We start from the raw sequence: 14,961 nt of genomic DNA on the forward strand, positions 1-14,961 counted from the left end.
CGCACAGCAAGCCTAAATACGATACAAATGTCCGCTATTTACCAATGCGAACCATTTGCATCCAATATCTTTATCATGAACATCCCCATCCCCCGCCATGGGCCAACGTGGGCAAAATCACCCGCTTCGTCTCCACTCAACCGCCATATCTACCTCCACTAAATCGATTTAGCAAACCGTTCGGCTAACAATTCGGCCGCCCATCCCCAATCGAAACAAAAGCGGCGCATACTGATAAACGTTTGACACTGTTTATCAGTTTTACCAGCCCTATCGGAAGGTGTTTCATGGTCGCATTCGATCGCAATCCGCAAGACTTCAAGTATCTGCGCCTGCTGTCGAGACAGTTCCCCACCGAACAATCCGCATTTACCGAAATTATCAACCTCTCGGCCATCCTCAACCTACCCAAAGGCACCGAGCATTTTATGAGCGACGTGCATGGCGAGTACGAAGCCTTTATGCACATCCTCAACAACTGCTCGGGCGTCGTGCGCGAACATGTCGACGAGATTTTTGGCGACACGCTTTCCTTTGACGAAAAGGGCGAGCTGTGCACGCTCATCTACTACCCGCGCGAGAAGATCGACCTGGTCCGCAGCCGGCGCGAAGACTCGCCCACCTGGTACAGGACGATGCTTGACCAGCTCATCATGGTCGCCCGCTCGCTTTCGAGCCGCTATACGCGCTCCAAGGTGCGTAAGGCCATCCCACGCGATTACGCCTACATCATCGACGAGCTGCTGCACACGCATCCGGACGAGAACAACTATCGCGTGCGTTATCACGAGCGCATCGTGGAGTCCATTCTGGAGACCGCCAGCGCCGACGACTTTATCGAGTCGCTCGCCTCGCTCATCAAGCGCCTGGCCGTCGACCACCTGCACCTGGTGGGCGACATCTTCGACCGCGGCGGCGGCGCTGCCAAGATTATGGACCGCCTGCTCACCTACCATTCACTCGACATCCAGTGGGGCAACCACGACCTGCTGTGGATGGGCGCTGCGGCCGGTGAGCCCGCCTGCATCGCAACGGTGCTGCGCAACAACCTACGCTACGACAACTACGAGATCCTGGAGAACGACTACGGCATCTCGCTGCGTGAGCTTGTCGCCTTTGCCGATGCCACCTACACCGCCGGTGAGTCCATCACCCCACTGATCAAGGCCATCAACGTCCTGCTCTTTAAGCTCGAGGGCCAGATTATCCAGCGCCATCCCGAGTTCGACATGACCGACCGTCTGTTACTCGACAAGATCGATCACGGCACCGGCACGGTCACGCTCGCCGACGGCAGCGTGTGGCCGCTCACGACCAACGACTTCCCCACCGTCGACCCGGCGGACCCCTATACGCTCACGTCTCAGGAGCAGCACATCATCGACAAGCTCGTGTCCGAGTTTGTCACCGCCGATCACCTGCATCGCCATATCGATTTCCTCTATTCCCACGGCTCGATGTACAAGGTCGCCAACGGCAACCTGCTGTTCCACGGCTGCGTGCCGCTCAACGAAGACGGCACCTTTAGCAGCATGAACTGCCTGGGCACCTGGCACGCTGGCCGCGATTATCTCGATTTTTGCGACCACATCGCCCGCCGCGCCTGGCGCGTGGGCGACCGCGACGCTCTCGACTGGATGTGGTACCTGTGGATTGGCTTTAACTCACCCGCCAGCGGACGCCTGGTGCGTACCTTTGAGCGCGCCTATATCGCCGACAAGAGCACCTGGGTCGAGCCGATGGACCCGTACTTTACGCTTACCAAGTCGCCCTCGGTCTGCGACGACATCATGCGCGAGTTTGGCGTCGCGCCCATGGCATGCTCACCGACCGGTCACATCATCAACGGCCACACGCCCGTTAAAACCACCAAGGGCGAGCAGCCCATCCGCGCCGAGGGCAAGCTGCTGGTCATCGATGGCGGATTCTGCCGCGCTTACCATCCCAAGACGGGCATCGCCGGCTACACGCTTATCTCGAGCTCGCGAGGATGCCGCCTCAAGTCGCACCAGGCCTTTACCACCGTTGCCGAGGCACTCACGCGCAACGTGGACATCGAAAGCGAGACCAACCGCTTTGACGAGGCCGACCGCCGCCGCATGGTGAGCGACACCGATACCGGCGCCAAGATCCGCAGCCAGATCCAGGATCTGCGCCAGCTGCTCGATGCATATAGAAACGGTGCTATCGAGGAGCGCGTCTAGCCCCACCCGCGGGGATTGGCTAAACTTGCTGAGTTTGTCATCCCCGCGGCGCCCCGGCGCCACCATAAGGCAGGTACCATGCAAAAGCTCCTTGCGCAGATCATGAAGTTTGGCGTCGTCGGCGTCATTGCCACGGTCATCGACTTTGGCATTATGAATCTGCTCCACTACGGTCTGGGCCTTAACATCCTAATCGCCAACACCAGCGGCTTTATCATCTCACTCATCTTTAACTACCTCGCAAGCATGAAATACGTGTTTGCGCACAAGGAAGGCATAAGCCGCCGCCGCGAGTTCATTATCTTTGTCGTGCTGTCCGTGATCGGCCTGGCACTCAACGACGGTATCGTGTTGACACTCAACGCCGGCCTGGGACTCGAGGCCAATATCGCCAAGATCTGCGCCACCGCGCTTGTCATGGTCTACAACTTTGTGACCCGAAAGATCTTCCTGGAAGGCGACGAGACCAAGTAACTCGCAACCTTACAGCTTTACAATGCCCACGGATGACGCGCGTCGAGCGCCGTGTTGTTCGCGGGCATTGCTCGTTTACGGGCAAGTTTTCAACGTTTGCGGATTAGCTCTTGAAAATTTGGCGAGTTCGTATAGTTCTTGGCAAGGACCTTACGTTTCCCTTGCAAAAGCTCTAAAGTATCCTCTGCTCGATTCATCAACGCATTGGATGTGATTACGTGCGCAAGGCACTGGCACAACCTCATACCAAGCAGTTCCTCAAGTTCGCTGTCGTGGGTCTTGTCTCCTTTGGCATCGACTGGGGTATGCTCATTGCGCTCGTCGAGCTGTTTCACCTCGACTTCTTGATGAGCACCACGGTTTCGTTCATCACGTCCGTCGTGGTCAACTACTGGCTCAGCATGAAGTACGTGTTCGACCACCGCGAGGGCATGAGCCGCAAGCGCGAGTTCACGATCTTCACCATCCTGTCGGTGATCGGCCTGGGCCTCAACGACCTGTACATGTTTGTGGGCGTCACGTTTTTGAGCATCGGCTACCAGGCCATGAAGGCCATCGCCACGTTCCTCGTCACCTGGTACAACTACTTCAGCCGCCGCTTCTTCCTCGAGGGCGCACGGTCGTAGTCGATTCACTATTTGCTTGAATGTAAAACCGGTTGGAATTCCCGTTCCAACCGGTTTTTTTGTTTGCCGAGAGACCCGGCGACCCAGTCCCATTCGCATGAAAAACGGGCGGCCCGGATGTTTGTCCGAACCGCCCGTCTGGCGCACTATGTCGAGGTCCCTAGCCTGTAACGTAATACCAGACCACGTTGTCGCCATTGGAGAGAACGTAGTTACTGCAGGCCGTCATGGGCGTTGTGCCGTTGACGGAGTACATCCAGCCGCTCGTGCCACCGTGCTGTTTCTCGGCCAAACCACCAATCGCGGAGACATACGTGCCGTACGACGAGCCATGTGCGTTAACGGAAAGGCCCAGCGCGCACAGGGCATCATAGACGGTAGCGCCTTCGTTAAAGGTAAAGGTGCCACCAGAAGACACAGGATTGCCCACAGCGCTCGATGTGACCGAAACCGTCACTGTTACGTAGCTGGACTCCTGCGAGCCGCTCTGGCCGCCCGAGGAGGCGTTTCCACCATTAGAGGATGAGGCTCCATCAGACGACTGGCCACCGCCAGACGCATTGGAAGTATCACCGGCTCCCGTATTTTGGGCAGCGGATTTATCGCCAGACTTCTTGCCGTCCTGGTCCTCGGACTTCTTGTTATCCGAGTTCTTGTCCGATTCCTTGTTTGAAGACTCGGAATCGTCCTTGGACTTGGACTCATCAGAATGCTTGGACTCATCTTTTGCGTCATTCGATGACTTGGAATCCTTGGAACTGGCCTCGCCCGAAGTCGTAGTCGAGCCAGACACCTTGGTGTCCTTGGTGACGACGCTCTCCCCCGTCACGGTCTGAATGATCCAGTCGATGGACCAGGCACCGCTCTCGGAAGGATGGACGAAACCCAGCGAGACGACGATCAGAATGGTGCACGCGGCAGTCAGGACGCCGAGGAACGTCTTGCGACGAAGGGCGGACGCCGCCGAAGCGGCGCCCTGTTGCTTTGCATCGTCAAGCTGGATAAACGAGGAATCTGGTTGCTTGGGGTCAGCGTCCTTGGATTTATTGGACACAGCCCTCACCTACCGACGTTTGGTGAACACGAACACGCCGACGATGGCGAGACCGATGACGCCGGCGGCAACGCCAACAATGGCGAGCGGGTTGGTGCCAGCCTCCTGCTCGGAGGCACTAGAGGACTTCTTAGCAGTGGTCGTGGAAGCAGCACCCGTATCGGACTTGGAATCGGACTTCTTGTCGGACTTGCTGTCCTTCTTGTCAGACTTCTTCTCGTCCTTCTTATCGGACCTATCGGTGTCCTTCTTGTCGGACTTGTTGTCCTTGGTCTCGGTCTTGGTCGACACCGTCGTCTTGGTCGTCGGCTTATGACCCGGGGCGATAGCGCCGCCGGCCTGCTGGCCCTTAGAGCCGGAGCCGGAACCCGTGCCAGTGCCAGCGCCAGCGCCGGAACCGTTGCCAGCGCCACCGTTGCCACCATTAGTGCCAGAACCGCCATTGCCGCCAGGGTTAACGGCATTCTTGGTCCACTTGGCATACAGTGTCAGATCGGCCGTCACTGGCGTACTGAAGTCATACGCCTGCGTGCAAGCCTCATCGGTATACCAACCACCGAAAGTGTAGCCATCGCGCGTCGGATCGGCCGGCTTGACCAGCTTGCCGTCGGCCGTAGCAACAAACTTAGTGTCGCAAGCAGACCCGCCGTTGGAATTAAAGGCAACCGTCCAAGACTCAACAGCCCCCAGCTTGAACAGAGTACCCGAATCATTGATGTAGTACAGGTTGCCAGAAGCATCGGCAATGACCGGAGAGTCACAGTACTGGTAATGGCCGGCCGCATCATAGATCTGCGTCGCCTCTGCATCGCCGAGAGTATAGCGATACACGCCACCACCAGCAGAGTAGTTGACGTAATCCTTGCTATCCGCGCTGTTCACGGTGAAGTACACATAGGTCTTGCCGCCCTGAACACTCACCAGCGGAGTAGCAGCAATACCGTTGAGGCCAGCCGGCAGCGCCTTGCCGTCGGCAGCAGCGACCATCGTGGTCTTGTCCGTCTTCAGGTTATAGAGAACCAGAGCAGAGCCCGTAGCCGTCTGTCCGCCGACAATCAGATTGTCACCAGACACCGCAGGGGCGCTCAGATTATTCGTAAGGCCCAGATCAACCGTCTTCTGTTCACTCAGCACGCCCTTTGCCGAAAGCAAAATCACATGGAGCTTTCCGTCGTGCGTCATCTGATAGAAGGTCGAACCATTGGACGGATCGGCAATGCAATCGGCATTTGCGACAGCGCCGAGCTTCATGGCCGAAACGACATCGCCCGTCGTCTTATCAATGCACTTAAGCGTGCCCGCGCTCGTAGGAACAATGGTGTACTTATCCGTCAGCGCAGCGCCAGTCCAATAATAGCCCTCGGAAGGGTCAATGTTCTGCCAAGAGACTTCGCCCGTGGCAATCTTGATACGCTTCAGGGAGCCGTTGCCGTAGGTCGCGTTGTAATTCTCGTCATACGAAATATCGACCGAGCCTACATAGACGTACTCGCCGTCCGAAACGACGGTGCAGGAGCTCTGCGTCAAGTCCGTCAAACCAGGCGTCAGCCACTTGCAGATCAGCTTGTCTGCAGTAATCGCCTGGACCGCACCGCCGTTGAGCGGAACGATGATAAGGCCATTGGTATAGATCGGACGAGAGGTATAGCTCACCTTGGAGGCAAGCGGCGCAGAGGCAACCTTTTTGCCCGTGGACGAATCGATCTTAATGAGCTCGTTCTCGGTCGCGATGTACACAAAACCGTTAGCAATGACAGGCTCGCTGCAGTTGGCATACTGCTGACCAGACTCGGCCTTCCAATCGAAGGCCCACTTAAGACCGGCGGCCTGCGCAGGCGTCTTGGCGTCCGTAACGGACGTACCGTTGCCGCTGTTGCCGTAGCCGGCCCACTCGGCATCCCAATCAGGAGTCGTCGCACTCGGGTCCACGACAATCTTGTCGGGATCGGGCATGGGCGAATCGTCGGTGGTATAGGCAAGCGTAACCTTATCGCCGCTCTTGAGCGTAATCTGGTTGGCGCAGAGTAAGGAGGGCTCTCCATTGATATACAGGTGCCAAGATTTATTGGTCGCAGCATCCCAGGCATACGGCTTGTGATCGAACGGCGAGTTGATGGAATTGAGGAACCAGTACTCACCACTCTGGGAGCCGTTGTACGTAACGCCCTTGGCCTTCAGGACCGTCTCAATAAGGTTCTGGGCAGTAGAGCCTTCGGGCAAAGAAACACTGCTTGCCGAGCCCCAGCAAGTATTGTTGCCGTTGACATCGGGGCCGACAACATCGACAGACCCAAGAACCTGACCGGGGAGGGCATCGGCGTCAGCACCATACATAAAGGTGACGGCGTCGCCCTCTTGGAGCTCGTAGTTGCCGGCACCGACCGTGGCGGACTTGCCATTTACATAGAATTGCCAATAACTGCGGGTCGCAGGATCATACTTATAGGTCTTACCGTCAAGCGGCGAAGTAATGCCGTTGAGGAACCAGCCCCAAGACGATTCGCCAGCATCGAGAGTAAGGCCGGTCTGCTCAAGGAGATCCTTGGCAGTAGAACCCGCCTTGAGACTCGTCTGGCCCGTCGAAGCCCAAACCTGCTGCTTGCCGTCCTTGTCCTTACCGAGGACCTGAACGGAAGCATGGACGGAATCGGACGGCAACTGGTCGCCCCAGCCACCGTAGAACCACGTAACGGTATCGCCAGCATGAATGGTGACATTGTCTGCCGTGTAGTCGCTCGACTTGCCGTTGATGAACAGCTGCCAATAGGTCGAATAATCGAGCGGCTTACCCAGCTCAACGCCGTTGTACTTAAGGCTCAGAATGAAGGAGCCCGCAACAACGGCATCGATGTCATTCGCCTCGAGCGCGACCTTCGTAAGGTCAAGTGCGTTCGAGCCGGACGTCACCACATACTGCGCGTTATCGACCCAAGTCTGAGTCTTGCCCTGGGCATCGCGACCAATGACGGTCACATTTGCGGCAACCTGGTCCTTAACGACAGGGGACGAGCTACCAGCCGTATAGGCAAACTCAATCTTCTGCCCCTGGGTGAGCTTGACGCCGCTCGCGCCAACCGAGGAAGACGCGCCGTCAACAAACAGCTGCCAGTAGGCATAAGTCGCCGGATCGAAGGCAAGCGTGCGGCCATCGCTCGGGGACGTGATGCTTTCGAGGTAAAAACCGTATGCCGTGTTCGGATCGTATTTCGCCTTGAAGCCCACCTTCTGCTGCAGCTTAACGAAGGCGTCCGCAGCCGTCGCGCCCTCGTCGAGCTTGAGTTGCGTAGGTGCCACCCAGGTCTGAGCCTTGCCGTCGGCATCGATGCCGATAATCGAGAACGAGACCTCGACTTGCTTCTTGGCGACATCGCCGGTTTCTGTCGGGTTCTCTGTCTGGACGGCAGTCGCGGCGGCAGATCCTGCTTGGCCAGCGGCTACCGTCGAAGACTGCTCACTCGCGGCAGGGTTCTCCCCCGTCGCCGAGCCTTCGTCGCCAGCTGCCGCCCCTGTTGTGGCGGCACTAGCTGCGGGCGCGCTCCCAGAATCTGAAACCTCGGCGCCGCTCTGCTCGGCGGCACCGCCCGCAAGCGCTGCGTCCTCACTCGGCGTCGCAGCCTGAGCCACAGCCTCGGCAATGCCCTCGGCGCCCTCGGCCCACAGCTGAGCCGGCGTGGTGCCAAAGGCCATCGCGAAGGCCAGGAATGCCACCAGGCCGCGCTTGGCTACGCCGCGCGCAATTGCGCCTCGGCGATGCGAGACGCGCTGGCGCTCGTCCACAAACATATCCATTTGTCCCCCATTGTCTGTACTTGGAGCGTTGCCTTGAGGCTGCCCCACGTCATCGCGCATGTTGCGCTCGAGTTCCCCCATCGGGGTCCTCCTTCCCTCCAGAGCCCTATGCACACCGGCGGCATACGCCGCAGCCGCACGCAAGATGGGAGGCGATCCGACTTAACCTTAACGACTCGGGCGCGCCGTCCGATCTGCGACGCGAACATCCCGAGCCAAGAGGAATTACGGTTACTGGTACAGCCGGGGACTTGCACCCCGATTCTCCCAAACGCGCAGGAAAACCGCGCATTCGTGCGTCTCCGCACCACCATCTAGGCCATCGATTATTACCGTCAAAATGGTATCACGCAAAAGGGCCTCGCACGCAGGCGAAGCCCAAGGTAAAAGCTATTGTTTGCGATAGGAAAATGCGGTGACGGTCGCAGCCTCTAGTGCTTGCCGCCGTGGCTGTTGAGCCAGATATTGCGGCCCAGCATAAGCGCCAGCACCAGCGCGCTCACGTAGCCAAAGAAGCCGATGACCGGAATGCCGAGGACAACCGGCTCGATGCGCGCGTAGTACACCACCGACGAACCGATAAACAGACCGGCGATCACGATAGCCATCGACATGCGGTCGATAATTCCGCCCAGCTGTCGCAGCGCCTTATCGCTGCTCATGATCTGCGTGTTCACCTTAAGCTGGCCGCGCGTGAGCATACGCGAAGCCAAGCCCAAATACTCGGCCGCCTCGAGCGAGCCTTTTGCCGCGCGATAGCTGCTCGCGGCCAGATCGCGTCCCATATCACGCATGCGGGCATAGGTGCTCTTCTCGTTTTTGATGTGCGTCTGGATGATCTGGATCATGTTGACGTTGGGCATGTACTCGGTCAACAGGCCCTCGAGCGTCACCATGCCGCGGGCGAACATCGTCACCACGCTCGGCAGCTCAACGTCATTTTTGCGCGCCAGATTGAGCAGCGAGGTCAAAAACTCGCCGATATCCAGGTCTTTAAGGTCGAGCCCGGCAAAGTCGGCAACGATAAAGTCCAAATCGGACAAAAAGGCCGAATGATCGAGCTCAGCCGAGTCGCCACGCGTCACGGCGAAGCGCATGAGCGAATCCTTGAGCTTGGGCACGTCACCCTCGGCCACGGCGAAAATCATGTCCTTTACGATACCGCGATCGTGGCTCGACATGCGTCCGACCATGCCCAGGTCAATAAAGTAGACGATGCCATCCTTGAGGATGATGTTTCCCGCATGCGGGTCGGCATGGAAAAAGCCATCGTCGAGCACCTGCGTCGAGTAGTCCTCGACGATTGCGGCACCGATCTTTTCCAAGTCATAGCCCTCGGCCACCAAGCGTTCAGGATCGGCGATCGAAATGCCGTCGACGTAGTCCATAACCACCACGTGCTCGGTGCACAGGTCCAGATAGGATTTAGGGCACGTCACGCCATGAACGCTCTTATGGAACTCGTAGAAGTCGTTGAGGTTTTTGGCCTCGGCCAAAAAGTTGGTCTCCTCGCGAAACGAGGTCCACAACTCCTCGACTACACCGTGCAGGTCAACGAATTGATCGGTGTTGACGAACTTGGAAACGATACGCACCACCGAGCGGATGATATCGATGTCCTGTGCCATAACCTGCTGCGCACCGGGGCGCTGCACCTTGACGGCCACGTCCTCGCCCGTCACCAGACGTGCGCGGTGCACCTGCGCAAGCGATGCGCTACCAAGCGGATTGGGGTCGATCGCATCGAACATCTCCCCCAGGCGCAGGCCGTATTCTTCTTCCAGACAACTGAGTACGACCTCGTACGGCACCGGCTCCACGTCGGAGCGCAGACGACGCAGCTCGTCGCAAAAGCGTTGCGGCAGAATCTCGGACCGGTTGGCCAGAATCTGCCCCATCTTGACGAACATGGGGCCGAGTTCCTCGAGCAGGCGGCGCAAACGAACCGGCGTGAGGTTATCCCACACGCGGTACTTTTTGACCAGGCGAACAATCTGTCCGATGCGCTCGCGGCGACCCGCCGGCGTGAGCTGGTATTCCTCGTCCGGCGCCATCGCGTCGGGCTCCTCGGGGACCATATCGACAGCGCGCGGCTTCTTGCGAGCGCCCGAGACGACGGCATCGACCTCATCGACAACCGCCGCCTCGTCACCCAAGGGATCTAGATTGTTGTAATCGGTGGTGGAATCTGCCATCTGCGCTGCTACTCGGCCTCTTCGGTATCCTTCGCATCGTCGGGCTCAACGGACTCGACGGGCACCGAGGTCACGTTGTCCTCGACCGAATCGACGATGTCGCGCACATGGGCCAGGAAGGCCGTGCGCTCGGGGGCGGTCATGACGCGGACGCGGGCCAGGATGAGCTCGTCGAGCACGCGCTGGGCCGCGGTCTCGCCCTGCATGCCCAAGCGCTCGGTCAGATCGGAGATGGTGCCACCGGCCTGCTCGAACATGTCGGACACGCTGCGGGCGATATCGGGGGTGGCGGTGTCCTTGCGGACCTGCTCGCCTTTGGTGTTAAGGTCGTCGAGGACCTTCTTGCCGCCTTCGACAGCAACGGCGGCAGCGCCAAAGCCCACGTTGATGGCGCCGTTAACAAGCTGATCGAGTTTCATAACCATGGTTGTCTCCAATCACAAACAACTGCATTGGCGTTCTTGTACCCAAGATTGAGTGAAAGCGACAAAGCGTTTAAGCGCTATTCGATCGACGGGAAATCCCTATCTCACGTTGTCGTTCATCGCGAAAGAGTTCTTCATGGCGCAGCTCGTGGTGTAGAGCACCTTGCCCAACAGGGCATCGGTCTCCACGCGCGCGAGCTCGGCAAACTCCTCGTTGGCGCGTGCAAGCTCGGCAGGCACCTCGGCCTCGGGCAGCGCGGCTACGGCAGCGTCGACGTCATGGATCTGCTTGTGGCCCATGCCACCGACCTTCTCCTGGTAGTCCTCCACAGCGCGGCCGCACTCATGGAAGCGGACGTCGGCCAGCGCTCCGATCAGGCGGTTGGCCCAGTAGAAGTTTTCGGACGTCACGCGAGCCTGCGTATCGGCATAGTACTCGGGCATGGTCTCGACGTTGGCGTACAGCGGAACCAGCGCGTTAAACGAGTTGGAACCAAAGGCCATCCACTGCACGGCGCGGTAGGCCGGCTGCGCATAGGGGCGCAGCTGCAGCACGGCGAGCTGGCTGTTACGGTTGATGCCGATGGGGCGATAGGCACCGCGCGTGGCGGGCGTGCCCTTGCTGCCGTAGCAGTCGTACTCCGTGCCCTGGTAGTGGCTCGAAAGCACGTACTTGATGTCCTCGATGGTCACCTTGCGCTCGGGCACGCGGCTCCAGGGGATATCGTCGCTCTCGGGCGTGTAGTCGGCCTCGGAACCGTCCCACACATCGCTGGGGTTGAGGCAGCGCTGCATGTACCAGGCGCGCGGCGTGTTGTAGACATGGTCGCTGTCGCTGTGCGAGCCAAAGGCCTCGCGCGGGTTAAAGATCGCAGCCGGGCCGTCGCCATCGACGCCCAGCGTCAGGTCCAGATGCCACTCGGCCATCCAGGCACGCAGGTCGGCGGAGCACATGTGGTCGGCCTGGGCGCCCTCGGCGTCATCCAGGTCAAAGCTGTCGATACCCAGCTGGTTGGGCATGGTCACATAGGCGTCATCGGGCACGCGCTTGGCGATCCAGTGGTGGCCGCCGATGGTCTCGAGCCACCAGATCTCGTCCACGTCGCTAAAGGCGATGCCGTTGTTCTCGTAGGTGCCATAACGCTCGAGCAGGTCACCCAGAATGCGTACGCCGTCGCGGGCGGATTTGGCATATGGCAGCACCAGGGTCACCATGTCCTCCTCGCCCAGACCGCCGGGCTGCGCCGGAACATAGCCGTCCTCGTCCTCGTTGCCCTTGGCGGGCACGTAGTCGACGAGCGGGTCGGCGCCGCGAACGCGCTCGTTGGTGGTGAGCGTCTCGGTTGCGGACATGCCCACATTGAGCTCGTTGAAACCGGCCTCGGCCCAAATGCCATGGCCCGGGACAACGTCGGGGACGCTTGTGTAACGCATGGGATTGTCGGGCAGCTCAACGGTCAGGTGGCTCAGGAAGCTCGTGTAGACACGCGGCTGCTCGTCGGGATGTACTACGCGCATGCGCTTGGGCTCAAATACTCCATTGGACGAGTCCTCATTGCGGGCAACCAGCGTCGAGCCGTCGTAACTCGCGTTCTTACCAACCAAAATCGTTGTGCACGGCATGCGCATCCTCCTTGAGCGAAGAAATCAAACGGCAACAGTGTATCGCTTCGGCACAAAAAGGGCGAAACCGCGACCTCGGCAACCTCTGTGGTCAAAAACGCCTATTTCGATGCGCGCTCCGCCGCCTCAATCACGTGCTTGGCGAGAATCGCGGTGGTCACAGCCCCCACGCCGCCCGGCACGGGAGTAATGGCACCAACAACCGGCTCTGCAGCATCAAAATCAACGTCCCCGACCAGCTTGCCAGCGGCCTCGTCCCAATTAATGCCAACATCGATAATCGTCTGGCCATCGCGAACCGCATCCGCGCCAATCGTGCGCGCGCGTCCAACGGCCGCAACCATAATATCAGCCGCACGGCACTCGGCAGTCAAGTCACGCGTATGCGTATGGCACGTCGTTACCGTGGCATTGCGAGCCGTAAGCATGGCGGCAACGGGACGGCCAATCACCAGCGATCGACCGACGACCGCGACCTTGGCCCCATCCAGCTCAACGTCGTAATGGTCCAGCAACGCCAACACAGCCTCGGCCGTGCAGGGAGCAAAGCCCTCGCCTCGCCCCGAAAGCGTGGTAAGCAGCGAGGCCGGCGTCATGGAGTCAACATCCTTGGCGGGATCGAGTGCCGCGGCAACCGCATCCTCGTCAAGCCCAGCGGGCAACGGACGAAACATCAGGCAGCCATGAACAGCGTGGTCGGCATTGATGTCCTCGATGGCGGCCAACAACTCGTCCTGCAAAACATCGGCGGGAAGCAAAATGCGGCGAGCCTCAATGCCAACCTTTTCGCAGCGCTTGAGGGCGCCGCGCTCGTAGGACAGGTCGTCCTCGCGCTCGCCCACACGCACGATGGCCAGCGTCGGAACAACGCCGCGCTCGCGCAGGGCTGCGCAGCGAGCAGCATGTTCCACGGTCAAAGCGCGAGCAACGGGAGCACCCTTCAGCAGTTCAGCCATGGCTATCCCCTCTTCCTTGCAGCGTCGGAGGCGCGGCGCGCCAGCGCATCGGCGCGCGGCAACCATGTGTCGAGCAACTCATCACACGCCGTCTCGAGCTCCTCAGCACGAGCGCGATCCTTCATAGACGTGGTGTTCGCAAAGAGCGTCAAACTCGCGCCCTGCATAGCGGCACGGCAGAACACGGCGCCGCACGCCACATCGGACAGCAGCTGACGCGAACCCTTATCGGCCATGTCCTCGAGCAGCGCCAGTGCGCGCCCGCAGGCATCCATAATGCGATACGGCGGCATGGCTGCCACATGCAGCGCATCCTGAATCGCGGTCGCTCGAGCCGGATCGTCACGCGGAATACCGTACGCCGCGGACACCCGCCTGTAGGCACGAACGTCCTCGGAAACCAACTCGACAAGCTCCTGGGCCAGCTCATCAGCCTGGGCAAACGCGCGCGTCAGGTCATCCGCACGATCAGCAAGCGCGGGATTGGTCGCACCGTAGCGGGCAACCATTCCACACAGCGAGGCGCCCAGCGCGCCCACAAAGGCGCTCGCGCTGCCACCGCCGGGAACCGGCTCGCGCGCGGCCAGCGCCTCGGCAAACCCGCGACAGGTCTTGTCCATCATCTCTTGGCTCATACGCATGCACCTTCAAGTCATATAGATCGGTCGGGCGGCAACCGCCGGCCAACCGCATCAAACACGTAATGATGCTAAGTCTAGCCCATAAGCACATAAGCGTCAGCACACCTGGCCATCGCGGATTTCTATGACGAACGATAGGCGTCGGCACCGGCCCTCCCCTCTTTTGCGCCCGCGCATATTGCCACTTAACGGCGCAAATCCGGCACCCAGAATGGGACACATGGCCCACCCTAGCGAGCCGTCCGCGCGTACAGTAAAGGCAGGTAATCCATGGGCGGTTACAGATCGAGGAGGACACGACCATGAAAAAGAAGGCCTTTGCGATTCTCACCCTCTGCATGAGTCTCTTTGCCGCAGTTGCCCTGGTGGGCTGTGGCGGAAGCGGTGGAGCTACCGGCAGCGGTGGCGGTGCGGAAAAGCCAGCCGTGGATATGAGGACCGACTTCATCTGGTTTAAGGTCGAGGTCCCCGAGGGCGTCGAGGTCACCGACGTCGCAGGCGATACCGCCGACAGGGCCCAGTTTAAGTTCACCGAGAGCGAGCACGCCAGCGATCGCTTCATCCCCGTCTTCGATCCTGACAAGAACGCCGACGAGCTGTTCGACTACGAGGCAAAGTGGAATGCCAGCTTTGAGTGGACCGAGAATGACCCCGTCAAGTACAACGGCAAGACTTGGCGCAACGCTTCCTATACACACTCGGGCGGCGTGACGACTGAGTACTTCACCGAAGCAGGCGGCGGCAGCGTCTACGTGCGCATCGACAACGTCGAGGAGCACAAGGATGCCGTCGAAACCATGATGAAGTCTCTGGAATTTGCCGATGATATCGCCAAGGCCAAGACCGAGGCCATGGATGTTAAGCTCGACGATATCGAGATTAAGCGCTAAGCGACTCGCGAGCGCAACGAAAAACACGAGCGCAGCGCCAACAAGCGGCGGTGCCCCAGCGTTTCGTACTAAGGGAGGATCGGC

Annotated in this window: 11 protein-coding genes; 4 read left to right on the forward strand and 7 right to left on the reverse strand. The window is 59.6% G+C overall.

What is annotated here, in order from left to right; all coding sequences use genetic code 11:
- Positions 1-287 precede the first annotated feature (287 nt).
- The 3 genes from DXC18_RS07805 to DXC18_RS07815 all read left to right on the forward strand — a co-directional run bounded on the left by DXC18_RS07805 (position 288) and on the right by DXC18_RS07815 (position 3,304).
- Complete coding sequence (locus DXC18_RS07805; protein WP_117629591.1) at positions 288-2,204, forward strand: fructose-1,6-bisphosphatase; 1,917 nt, start codon at positions 288-290, stop codon at positions 2,202-2,204.
- A gap of 78 nt (positions 2,205-2,282) precedes the next feature.
- On the forward strand, positions 2,283-2,678 hold the full coding sequence (locus DXC18_RS07810; protein WP_117629590.1) for a GtrA family protein: 396 nt from the start codon (positions 2,283-2,285) through the stop codon (positions 2,676-2,678).
- Between the two features lie 218 nt (positions 2,679-2,896).
- Positions 2,897-3,304: a GtrA family protein gene (locus tag DXC18_RS07815; RefSeq protein ID WP_117629589.1), complete on the forward strand. Its 408-nt coding sequence runs from the start codon at positions 2,897-2,899 to the stop codon at positions 3,302-3,304.
- A 160-nt stretch (positions 3,305-3,464) separates the two neighbouring features.
- Here DXC18_RS07815 and DXC18_RS07820 read toward each other — a convergent pair whose 3' ends face one another.
- The 7 genes from DXC18_RS07820 to DXC18_RS07850 all read right to left on the reverse strand — a co-directional run bounded on the left by DXC18_RS07820 (position 3,465) and on the right by DXC18_RS07850 (position 13,981).
- On the reverse strand, positions 3,465-4,358 hold the full coding sequence (locus tag DXC18_RS07820) for a DUF4430 domain-containing protein (RefSeq protein ID WP_233505679.1): 894 nt from the start codon (positions 4,356-4,358) through the stop codon (positions 3,465-3,467).
- Between the two features lie 9 nt (positions 4,359-4,367).
- Positions 4,368-8,147: a DUF4430 domain-containing protein gene (locus tag DXC18_RS07825; protein WP_158552055.1), complete on the reverse strand. Its 3,780-nt coding sequence runs from the start codon at positions 8,145-8,147 to the stop codon at positions 4,368-4,370.
- A 431-nt stretch (positions 8,148-8,578) separates the two neighbouring features.
- Positions 8,579-10,342: an AarF/ABC1/UbiB kinase family protein gene (locus DXC18_RS07830; protein ID WP_117629587.1), complete on the reverse strand. Its 1,764-nt coding sequence runs from the start codon at positions 10,340-10,342 to the stop codon at positions 8,579-8,581.
- An 8-nt stretch (positions 10,343-10,350) separates the two neighbouring features.
- Positions 10,351-10,767 carry a hypothetical protein gene (locus DXC18_RS07835; protein WP_117583986.1) on the reverse strand — a complete coding sequence of 139 codons (417 nt, stop codon included), beginning with the start codon at positions 10,765-10,767 and terminating at the stop codon, positions 10,351-10,353.
- A gap of 99 nt (positions 10,768-10,866) precedes the next feature.
- Complete coding sequence (locus DXC18_RS07840; protein WP_117629586.1) at positions 10,867-12,390, reverse strand: C69 family dipeptidase; 1,524 nt, start codon at positions 12,388-12,390, stop codon at positions 10,867-10,869.
- A gap of 101 nt (positions 12,391-12,491) precedes the next feature.
- Complete coding sequence (locus DXC18_RS07845; protein WP_117716856.1) at positions 12,492-13,346, reverse strand: bifunctional 5,10-methylenetetrahydrofolate dehydrogenase/5,10-methenyltetrahydrofolate cyclohydrolase; 855 nt, start codon at positions 13,344-13,346, stop codon at positions 12,492-12,494.
- 2 nt (positions 13,347-13,348) lie between these two features.
- On the reverse strand, positions 13,349-13,981 hold the full coding sequence (locus tag DXC18_RS07850) for a cyclodeaminase/cyclohydrolase family protein (RefSeq protein ID WP_158551663.1): 633 nt from the start codon (positions 13,979-13,981) through the stop codon (positions 13,349-13,351).
- Between the two features lie 308 nt (positions 13,982-14,289).
- Here DXC18_RS07850 and DXC18_RS07855 point away from each other — a divergent pair, with 308 nt between their 5' ends.
- Positions 14,290-14,877, forward strand: a complete 588-nt coding sequence (locus tag DXC18_RS07855; protein ID WP_117583982.1) for a hypothetical protein — start codon at positions 14,290-14,292, stop codon at positions 14,875-14,877.
- Positions 14,878-14,961 lie beyond the last annotated feature (84 nt).

The organism is Collinsella sp. OM08-14AT, from assembly GCF_003438115.1.
Classification (GTDB): Bacteria; Actinomycetota; Coriobacteriia; order Coriobacteriales; family Coriobacteriaceae; genus Collinsella.